Genomic DNA, 10,804 nt, shown 5'->3' on the forward strand with positions numbered 1-10,804 from the left:
ATGAAGAATATTGTAAGATTTTGCTTAATGATTTTGTGCATCACTTGTTATTCCTGTGATGATCCGTACAAGGATACGGTATTTAAAGTATATGATGTACAACCTGCGGCAACCTATCTCCAGAACCGTCCTGACGATTTCTCCGAATGGGTGAAAGTGTTGAAATATGGAGATTTGTTCAACGCTGTAAATCGTGCAGAGGATGCTTTCACTGTGTTGGCACCTACTAACGATGCAGTTCTCCGCTTTTATGAAAAGAAGGGAGTCACTTCTATCGAAGATTTGGGATATGAATATGCCCGCACTCTTGTTACATATCATGTCATCAATGACTCCATTGATCGGGAGGATTTTGTGAAAAGCGGTGAACTGCCTGGCAGAACACTTTCGGGAGATGCATTGAAAGTATCTTTCGGTAACGAAGGTGGCGATAAATCTGTTTACATTAACAAAGAAGCTCATGTTAGCGAATTAGCTATACGCACAGCCAATGGGCGTATATATGTGCTTGATGATGTGTTGAGTCCGGCAGTAGAGACTATCTACGCACGTCTTTCAGACAAGGGTAATTATAAGATATTCTGTGAAGCGTTGGAGAAAACAGCATGGAGCGATTCGCTGAGTGTTGTGAATTCCGTACTCGAAGGTCCGTTAGGCATGAGAGTAGAATTGCGTAAATATTTCACAGTATTTGCCGTATCCGATGCTGTATTTGCACAGGAAGGTATCACCAGCTTTAGTGCTTTGGCTGCCAAGGTTGGAGCATTGACCGACGATTATGAACTTCCCAATAATGAGTTGAACAGGTTTATAGCTTACCATATAATGGATGGAGAACATACTCTTGAATCTCTTCGCACATTCTCCAAACCTTTTGACAGAGAAACATGGGAATATAGAAAGATGTTGAATACCAGAGCTACAAACGACTTGATCTTGATTTCTGAAAACGGATTAAATAATGGAGTTAAATTCATAGAGGAACAAGCTGACGAGATTGTGAAAAACGGATATATCCAACCAATTGACGGATATCTGCCAGTGAAAACCGATTTTGAACCAATACCTGTTATTTTTGATTTCTGTGATTATCCCGAAGTATCTTCATACATTGCTGCTAAAGGAAAAGGACAACTTTATCAGCAGGTTTCACGTGACGATGATGATACGTACACTGCATTAACGAAATTCATCGGCAGACAAGAGATCGTTCCACAAGTTTCATCCTACAAAATAGAAATGGGACCTAGCGGTACGTTGGCAAGCGACTGGAGTTATTTGTCATATTGCACCAAAGGTGCTAACACTTCGGGCAACTGGACTAAGTTGATGAACAATGATGCCTTGGTGGTCAATATAGGATACAACGGTACATTAGATTTGACTATTCCTCCCATTTTAGCCGGAAAGTATAGAATTACTTTGTATTACGCATACGATCCGTCTATGAAGTTTATCGGTGAAAGAGGAGAAGGGAGTCAAGCTGGTTTGACCAATTTTAGATTAGATTCTAAACGACTGGCAGGTGGTGATAACAAACGTATTTACGATGGAAAGACGGGAGATGTACAAGATTGTTTCAATACACCGTTAACATCCAATTTGAGCGGAGAGGAAACTGCGTTTGAATTTACAACGACTGCTTCTCACACATTGAATGTAGTTGTGGTAGATCCTGCAGCCAGCTCGCATAATAAATTCCGTATGTATTTTGATTATATATTGTTTGAACCTGTAATAGAATAACAACCATGAAGAAAATTAGATATATCATAGCATCAGCTTTGGTTTCGATTGGACTCTGCGCCTGTACGGATACTTGGGATTCGCATTATTCCAAGTGGGAAACGGTGATTGACAACACGGAGATTCAAGCGGTGGATGAGCCGGCAGCCGACTTTTTAAAGACTGCTCAGGATTATAGTAAAATGTATGAACTGTTTGATAAAACAGGCGTGATTAAAACTTGGCAGGAGAAAAACCTGATGTATACTATTATGGTGGTGGGTAATGAATCTACCGCTAATGCCAACCAACCTGTTACAAAAGCAGAAGGTAGCGAAGGACAAGCAACCGCTGAAGAGATATTTAAGGCGGAAGCACACATTACTGATGCTCTTCTTTCACCCAGTAATCTGGAAGATGGACAGCGTCTGTTGATGTGGAACGGTAAGTATGTGACTGTAAGAATCTACGATGAGCCTGTGGATGGCATGGAACCGGGAATTTATTTCAATGGTTCGAAGGTGAAAAAGGTGATTAAAACTAACAATGCCTACATTTATGATTTGGAAGATTATATCAATACTCCTAAGGCATTAATGGAATATCTGAAAGATTTGCCGGATGAAGAATACTCTATTTTTAAGGAAATGGTATTGAGCCGTACACAAAGAGTATTTGATAAAGCTGCAAGTACACCTATAGGAATTGATAAAACAGGAAATACGGTATATGACTCTGTATTCACAGAAAAGAGTCAGTATTTTGCAGATAAGAAGTTAGATCTTTATTCAGAGAACATTACCGCTACATTGCTGGTACCATCTAATGACTTGATAGAAAATGCGTTGAAAGAAGCAAAAGAGAAGTTGAAATCGTGGAATATGGAACGTGAAGACTCTATTTTGAACAACTGGATATTCCAGACAGCTTTCTTTAGTAAAAAGTATGTAAAACAAGACTTTATTTATAATGAGAGTGATCCGGCTTCAACGCAGGACTTCTATTCTGTTTTTGATCAACAATGGCGTACAACAGTTAATAAAGTAGATCTTGATAATCCGGTAGAGTTGAGTAACGGCGTTGCTTACAAGATAACTTCATTGAAAATACCGACCAACAAGATATTGATTTGGAGAATCAAGGAACGTTTTGAGACGTTTGACCAATTGACGGATGAAGATAAAAAGTACTATTATCCCGGATATAATTACATCAGTACTTATCTGAAAGATATCGGCGAGAATGTGCAAATGAATCGTGTAAAACAATATGTAGGTGCCAATCAGCCCAAACCGTGGCTACCGGCTGTTTATTGTAAATCTATGATGTTGTGGGTTGTGGATACCGACAGACCAGGTATTTTTAAGTTCAAATGCTATCGACTGGTTGAAGACAAGGCTTCTACTACAGGCTTTACGGCTGTGCCTTATAAAATACCTGCCGGACCATACAATTTCTATATGGGATTCAACGGCTCTCGTTCGCAAGTAAATGCAACCTTTTATTTGAATGGCAAGAAGATTCCTAAATGTGAAAGCGGCCCTATTCCATCCTCTACCATGAAAGGTTCCAATCATGACCGTAGTGGCGGTGGATATAGCGAACTTTACAAAGATAGCAGGTACGACCGTGACGGATCTACGGATCTTGGGGTTGTCATATTTGACAAAACGGAAGAACTTGAAGTAACGATTGAATTTACGAAAGGTGCAAAAAGTGACATGGAACCCACCACTTGGTGTTTCCGTCCAACAGTAGATTTGTATTAACCTTGATAAACAGGATATGAAAAAGATAAAAAGAATACTTAGTATTTCTGCGCTACTCGTATGTGGGGTGGCAAATACATGGGGACAAGGAGGCCAGAAACTAACAGGTAAGATTTTGTCAGCGACAAATCAGCCGGTTGAAGGCGCCATTGTCACAGTACTGGATACGATGAATGTAACTACAAACAAAGAAGGTGCATTCCAGTTTGAAGTGAAGGATCTTTCTAAAGCTGGCGAGATTTCTGTATGGGCTCCGGGGTATTTCTCCGTGAAACAGCTAATCAGAGAACGTTCGAATATTGTGATTACTTTGATTCCGGAAAATCAATATAAATATAATGAGACTATGATTCTCCCCTTCCGTCGGGAAGGGGAAATGCAGTTGGAAGACTATACGGCTGCTACTAATATCGCTAAGAAAGATTTTATGCCGGGAACTACGAAGATTGATCGCGCATTGACAGGACAAGTTGCCGGTTTACAAGTGAAACGCAGTAGTGGTATGCCGGGAGAAGGCAGTTATTATAACTTGCGAGGGATCCGCACATTGACTGGTGATAACGCTCCTTTGATTGTGATAAACGGTGTGCCCCACATGCCCGATAAAACACCTTCGGCACTGATTGATGGCTTTACACGCGATATCTTCCAGTTTTATCATTTGCAGGATATACAGAATATCACTATATTGAAAGGTGCTGAGGCGGCCATGTATGGTTCAATGGGCTCCAATGGTGTAATCTTGATCGAAACAGACGGTACGGCATCCAATGACTTGGAGACGCGAGTAAGCTATTATGGATCATACGGAATCAACTGGAATGATAAGCGGATGCCGGTGATGGGACTGGATGACTACAAACAGTATCTGGCAGATATGGGAATGACTATTTCTAAGGACCCGCAGAACTTCTATAACAATTTTCCTTTCATGCAGAATCCGAACGATCCACGTTACAACTATCTGTATAACAATAATACAGATTGGCAGGATTTGATTTACAAGAACACCGCTTCCACCGATCATCTTTTCAGAGTAGAAGGTGGTGATAATATTGCTAAGTACGACCTATCATTAGGGTATTACCGCGAGAATGGCCTGATGGATAACACAAGTATGGAACGTTTTCATACATTATTGAATGCTAATGTATTGGTCAATAAACAACTGAATATTTTTGCAACGGTAGGTTTGGCTTATATGAACGGACATTATCAGATGCAGGGCATGGATATTACGACGAATCCTATATTGGCAGCTTACGCAAGATCTCCTTTCCTGAGTCCATATGAAAAAGACCGCGAGGGAAATACGTTAAAGACTTACGCATCGCATTTCTATGGACGGAGCAAGAGCCGAGATTACAGTGTCAGCAATCCTTTAGCTATCGTTAACACGTTGGATTCTCGCAATCGCCAATATGATCTGAATATGAAAGCCGGTATCGCATACAACCCTTTCCGTGAACTGACACTGACCGGAACAGTAGGTCTGTATTATAATTACGATAACGAACATCTCTTTATCCCCGGAGCAAGCGAAGCCACTATAGTGCCGCTAAGCGATAAATATGGTTTGCGAAATAATGCGGTAAGCGACGGAGTAGCTGTAACAACAAACTTTTTCGCCAACTTGAATGCAAGTTATAAGAAAACATTCAATTATGTTCATCAGTTGAATGCAATAGCCGGATGGCAGTTGATGACTACTAAAAACGAATATGATGCAGGAGAAGGGCGCAACACTGGCAATGACTTTTACCAGACATTAGGCAGCACGATTGACGGAAGACGCTTCTTGGGTTATATCAATAGCTGGAACTGGACAAACTTTTACGGACACGCCGACTATACTTACAATAATATGGTACAGGCATCTGTGAATATAGCTGTTGATGCAGCTTCTTCTACCGGTACGGATGTAGCTCGTTTCTATACATATCCGTCAGTAGGAGTAACCTTGCTGGGAAAAGGATGGAAACCGCTTCTTGATGCTACATGGCTCAATAAGTTGAATGTACGTGCCGAATACGGACTGACAGGTAACTCACGCTTCTCTTCACAGATGGGTGGATACTATTATTCTACAGTGCCTTACATGCAGTTGTCAACCATCGTTCGTTCTAATATTCCGAACGTATCATTGAAACCGGAGAAGAATGCTTCTTTGAATCTCGGATTGGATTTGTCTGTATTAAACAATCGCCTGAACGTATCTTTTGATTATTACAACAATCAAATCAGCGATATGATCTCAGCCATGCCTCTTTCATCCGTTTATGGATCGGTTCCTTATTATGCGAATGTAGGTAAGTTGGAGAATACAGGTATAGAGTTGTCAGTGCAGGCTTCATTGGTGCGCACTCGTAATTTCGAGTGGATCGTAGGTGGAAACATCACTCGCTCCAGAGATAAGATCAAGTCATTGGGTGGTGAAGAACAAATTGTGTTGAGTTACGATAATGGTGTGCAGATGGTCAACCGTGTGGGAGAATCTCCTTACCAATTCTACGGTTATCAGGCTGACGGAGTATATTCCACACAAGCTGAAGCTGACGCTGCAAATCTCAGTAACCGTACCGGACGTCGTTATAATGCCGGAGATGTACGTTTTGTAGATCAGAATGGCGATAACCGTATTGACGATAAAGACCGTATTCTTCTTGGCAGTGCTGCTCCCTCGTACTTTGGAGGTTTCTATACACAATTGAAATATAAAGGATTTGCTCTTTCTGCAGAGTTCTCATATTCAAAAGACAACATCGCATACAATGCTGTCAGACAACAATTGGAGGCTGTGTCTACTACCAACAACCAAAGTATTGCAGCCGTAAACCGTTGGACAGTAGAAGGACAGAAGACCGATATGCCGAAGGCAACATGGAAAGATCCTGTGGGCAACAGCTATTTCTCTTCTCGCTGGATGGAAGATGCATCTTACCTGAGAATGAAGAATGTGACATTAAGCTATACTTTCTCTAAAACACTTTGGAATTTCTTCCGTTCGGGAACAATATATGTGACAGGCGAGAACCTGTTGACCTTCACCGATTATTTGGGAATGGACCCTGAATTCTCTTATTCTTATGCTGAGAATATGCAAGGTTTTGATAATGCAAAGCTAATGCAACCCAAAACAGTGAAAATGGGCGTTAATTTAAAATTCTAATGAAAATGAAAAAGTTTAAGATAGAAATAATACTTATGGGGGTGTTGGCGATGATATTCGCTTCGTGTAGTGACTTCTTTGAGCCAAACAATGATACGACCTTGAATGGTGACAGATATATCAAGGAAGGCAGCGAGCTTTATTCCGGTTTTCTGGGTATCATCACAAAGATACAAGCTATCGGAGACAAAGCTATTTATCTGACCGATATGCGTGGAGAGCTGTTGGAACCTACCGAAAATACACCGGCAGACCTTTACAGCATCTATAATTATGATGATGATTTGAGCGGTAACACATACGCCGACCCTGCTAAGTATTATGATGTAATTATTGCTTGCAATGATTATTTGCAGAAAGCAAAAGAATACAGGGATACACATGTTACTACCGTAGATGACGATGATTATAGAGGTCTGATTAGTAGTACGGTGAGATTGAAAACATGGACTTATCTCATGTTGGCAAAGATATATGGACAAGCTATATGGTTCGACGATCCGATGCAAAGCATGAAAGATATCGTCAGCCAGACTCCTAAGAACCTGAGTGAGCTTGTCGATGAATGCGACAAACTGTTGAATACAGGCTTTGATGGAATAAACGGTACATACAATATGTCATGGAATGAGTGGCTTGATCCAGCTAACGGAGCTACTTCCACAAACGATGAATATAAAAGATGGAATATGATGGTTCCCGGATACTTCGTATTACAGGCAGAAATCGCACTTTGGAAAGGGGATTATCAGAAAGCGGCTACAACGATTCTTGGAGAAATGAGCAGAACTTTTGCGTTGGCTGAGTATCAAGGAAATGTTGCTAATATCAAGTATATGCGTTCGGGAAGTTACGGTAGCAATTACGGTCAGCAATATGATTCTGAGATGCCGGTGTTGACAGCAGCTGAATCTGTTATTATGTATGATTACAAATACAATCAGCAGAATTCGTTATTGAATCATTTCGACCGTAGCGGAAGCTATATGATGCGTGCTTCTGTGCCAGGATCAAAACGTTTTGAAGATATTACTTTCAATCCGTCTGCCGATGCAACGGCTATTAAAACATCTGATGCGCGTTTCAGAGCCATTCAGGAAATCGAAAAAGATGTGGAATATGCGATACGCAAATACCGTGGATTTAGAAAGAGCGGACATTCTGTTGCTCATGACGATACATATATAATGATTTATCACACTTCTGATCTTTATTTCATGGCGATTGAAGCGCTGAATAATATGGGACGTTTTGAGCCGGTATCCGTCTTGATGAATACTGGTGTGGATCCCTTCTACGGAGCCGGTGTAGTATTGGGCGAACAATGGCAAGGACTGAATTGCAACTGGGGATTGTGGACAACACTTTATGCGGGATTCCGCCGCACGTATGCCGATAACGGTGTTCGCGGTATTTTAGGACTTGGCAAGCGCGATATGTGGCAGACCCCGGAAGACATCAAAGAGGAGATTGTAGCAGAACAAAAATTAGACGGTTTGAGTGACGAGGACAAGATCAAAAAGCATAATGATATTGAATTGGTGAAAGAAGCCTTCTTGGAATTCCCTTGTGAAGGAAAAACTTATCCGCTTATGATTCGTGTGGCAAAACGTTGGAATGACTATTCATTCATAGCAGATTTTGTCGGGCAGAAATATGAATCCGATCAGGCTAAACAAGCAGAAGTAAAAGCCAAGATTATGAATGGTGCTTATTTCGTACCTTGGGACTTGCAAGGTAAGTCTTCTTCTCATTAAATAGCATGTTTTTCAATCAAAAAAAGATAATTATGAAAGATATAACAAAAATAACGTACTTACTTTTGGGACTGATGTTATCAGTCCCTCTAGCCGCACAAAAGACATATTATATGGATCCTGAGGGAAGTGATTCTAATCCGGGAACTTCAGATAAACCTTTTGCCACTTTAGTAAAAGTGCAGGAAGTGGTAGTTGCGGGAGATGTAGTTTATATCAATCCGGGAACATATGTGGTTCCCGCCAATCAAGTGCCGATGACAACTACCAATAGCGGACTTTATCATTGTGTATTTCATATGAATAAAAGTGGTGAAGCAGGTAAACCTATTTCTTATTTGGCTAATCCGAATAAACAGGGGAGGCCCATTTTTGATCTTTCGCAGGTAAAACCGAAAGATCAGCGTATTACGGTGTTTTATGTTACAGGTTCCAATCTTTATCTAAAGGGATTTGATGTCATCGGTACGCAAGTGACTATTACCGGTCATACGCAATCAGAGTGTTTCCGTATTGTAAAAGGAGCCAATAATAACAAATTTGAAGATTTGAGAACGCATGATGGTATGGCAATTGGTTTCTATTTGCTTGGAGGAAGCAATAATCACATCTTGAACTGTGATGCTTACAACAATTATGATTCGGTTTCCGAAGGTGGTAAGGGGGGCAATGTTGATGGTTTTGGCGGTCACATTAACTCATCTTCAGTTGGCGAAGGCAAAGGCACGGGAAATGTGTTCGAAGGATGTCGCGCATGGTACAATAGTGATGATGGTTTCGATTTGATCAATTGCTTCGAGGCTGTGAAGATAATTAATTGTTGGTCTTTCTTGAATGGGTATAAACCCGGAACCAAAGAAGTTGCTGGTGACGGTACCGGTTTTAAAGCCGGAGGCTATGGAATGGCTGCCGACAAACTGCCTGCCATACCCAGTGTGATCCCTCAACATGAGGTACGGAATAGTTTGGCTTATTACAATAGATTGAGAGGATTTTATGCCAATCATCATTTAGGTGGAATTATATTTGAGAGCAATACGGCTGTCAATAGCGGAGAAAACTATAATATGACAAACCGTGAGTCACCTCTGGCGCTTCCTCCGACTGATGTCAACGGATATGATCATATGGTTAAGAACAACTTATCATTGGTTACAAGATCGGGTAGTAAGCATATTGTAATGGTGAACAGGGCGAAGAGCGAAGTATCCAACAATTCGTTTGATGGTAGCGAGGAAGTGATAGAAACCGATTTTATTAGTTTGGAAGAAGCGGAATTGATGAGAGACCGCAAGCCTAACGGAGATTTGCCTGATGTTAATTTCGGAAAGCTGACTACTGATGCGGAATTACGTTTTTGGGGAATGGGATGTTTTGCTACAGGTGAACCTACTGATCTTGATTTTGGTTGGTTGAAGAAGCCGACAATTGTTGTAGTTGGAAGTAAAGCCAGTGTAGTGGGACCCGAAGCTGCATCGTTCACGAAGATGTATGTGATTGTAGATGGCGAAGAAACGACGGAGTTTGATAAGAACTCAATAGACTTGTCTGATTTTAGCGGCGTGCTTGAAGTGAAGGCAGTCATTGAAGATGCAAACGGAAACATTACAAAATCTATTGCGCTTAAATTTAAAAGATAAAACGGATAAACTTAGAATAATATGAAACAGTTTATTAATATTTATATAATATCTTTTGTCTTGATATTATCTCAACTCAGCCTCTTTTCGTCTTGCAAAGACGAAGATACGGTTGCTGAACTGAAGCTTGATCGTACAGCTATTCAAATCAAAGAAGGAAGTGAAGGTATACTAAAGATTGAAAGCGGAAGCGGTGGATACCAGTTTTCTTTTTCTGAAGAAGGTTATGCTACCGCCAAGTATCGTGAAAATCTGATATACATTCAGGGAGTGAAATACGGCAAAGTCGTCTTGAATGTAACAGATTTGGAAGGACACAGCGTATCACTTGATGTAGTGGTTGTATCAAGTGTATTGAGCACCGATAATCAGCGTTTTGTATGGGGAAACATGATTGAATTAAATAAAGCCAATAATTGGAGTTTGTTCACCGACGTCAATAGTGTTGCTATTACCAACGTAATGGAAGGAAGACAATATGTGTTATCCTGCGACGGTGATTTGTCGGTTGGTGTGAAGTCGAATGCCACGTTAGAGATCTTGAGTAGTAAAACCGGAGCTGAACCGGAGATCGTTCAACTGGCTGGAATGGAAGTGTTGCAAATAAAAGATGGCCTTTGTTCCATAGTCTTTAGTACGGCAGACCGTATGGGTGAGCTTGTGTTTCAAAAATAGATATATACGCTGAAGATAAATGAATCGATCTGATATCAAGTTAGGCTTGGTTATCAGATCGTTTTTTTT

General features: G+C 40.8%; 6 protein-coding genes. All 6 read left to right on the plus strand.

What is annotated here, in order from left to right; translation table 11 throughout:
* The 6 genes from KTR07_RS14435 to KTR07_RS14460 are packed head-to-tail and all read left to right on the plus strand — an operon-like array spanning position 1 to position 10,735.
* A complete protein-coding gene (locus KTR07_RS14435; protein WP_011109149.1) occupies positions 1-1,746 on the plus strand; it encodes a DUF5108 domain-containing protein in 1,746 nt (581 codons plus the stop codon).
* 5 nt (positions 1,747-1,751) lie between these two features.
* Positions 1,752-3,494 carry a hypothetical protein gene (locus KTR07_RS14440; RefSeq protein ID WP_008764384.1) on the plus strand — a complete coding sequence of 581 codons (1,743 nt, stop codon included), beginning with the start codon at positions 1,752-1,754 and terminating at the stop codon, positions 3,492-3,494.
* A 16-nt stretch (positions 3,495-3,510) separates the two neighbouring features.
* Entirely contained in the window at positions 3,511-6,663 is a 3,153-nt protein-coding gene (locus KTR07_RS14445) for a TonB-dependent receptor (protein WP_008764385.1), read from the plus strand.
* A 5-nt stretch (positions 6,664-6,668) separates the two neighbouring features.
* Complete coding sequence (locus tag KTR07_RS14450; protein WP_008764386.1) at positions 6,669-8,420, plus strand: hypothetical protein; 1,752 nt, start codon at positions 6,669-6,671, stop codon at positions 8,418-8,420.
* A gap of 32 nt (positions 8,421-8,452) precedes the next feature.
* Positions 8,453-10,060, plus strand: a complete 1,608-nt coding sequence (locus KTR07_RS14455) for a rhamnogalacturonan lyase domain-containing protein (protein WP_008764387.1) — start codon at positions 8,453-8,455, stop codon at positions 10,058-10,060.
* Positions 10,061-10,081: 21 nt separating this feature from the next.
* Positions 10,082-10,735, plus strand: coding sequence for a hypothetical protein (locus KTR07_RS14460; RefSeq protein ID WP_008764388.1), 654 nt, complete (start codon positions 10,082-10,084; stop codon positions 10,733-10,735).
* Positions 10,736-10,804: the final 69 nt, after the last annotated feature.

Origin of the sequence: Bacteroides sp. MSK.20.82 (genome assembly GCF_019052485.1) — a bacterium.
GTDB classification, from domain to species: domain Bacteria; phylum Bacteroidota; class Bacteroidia; order Bacteroidales; family Bacteroidaceae; genus Bacteroides; species Bacteroides thetaiotaomicron.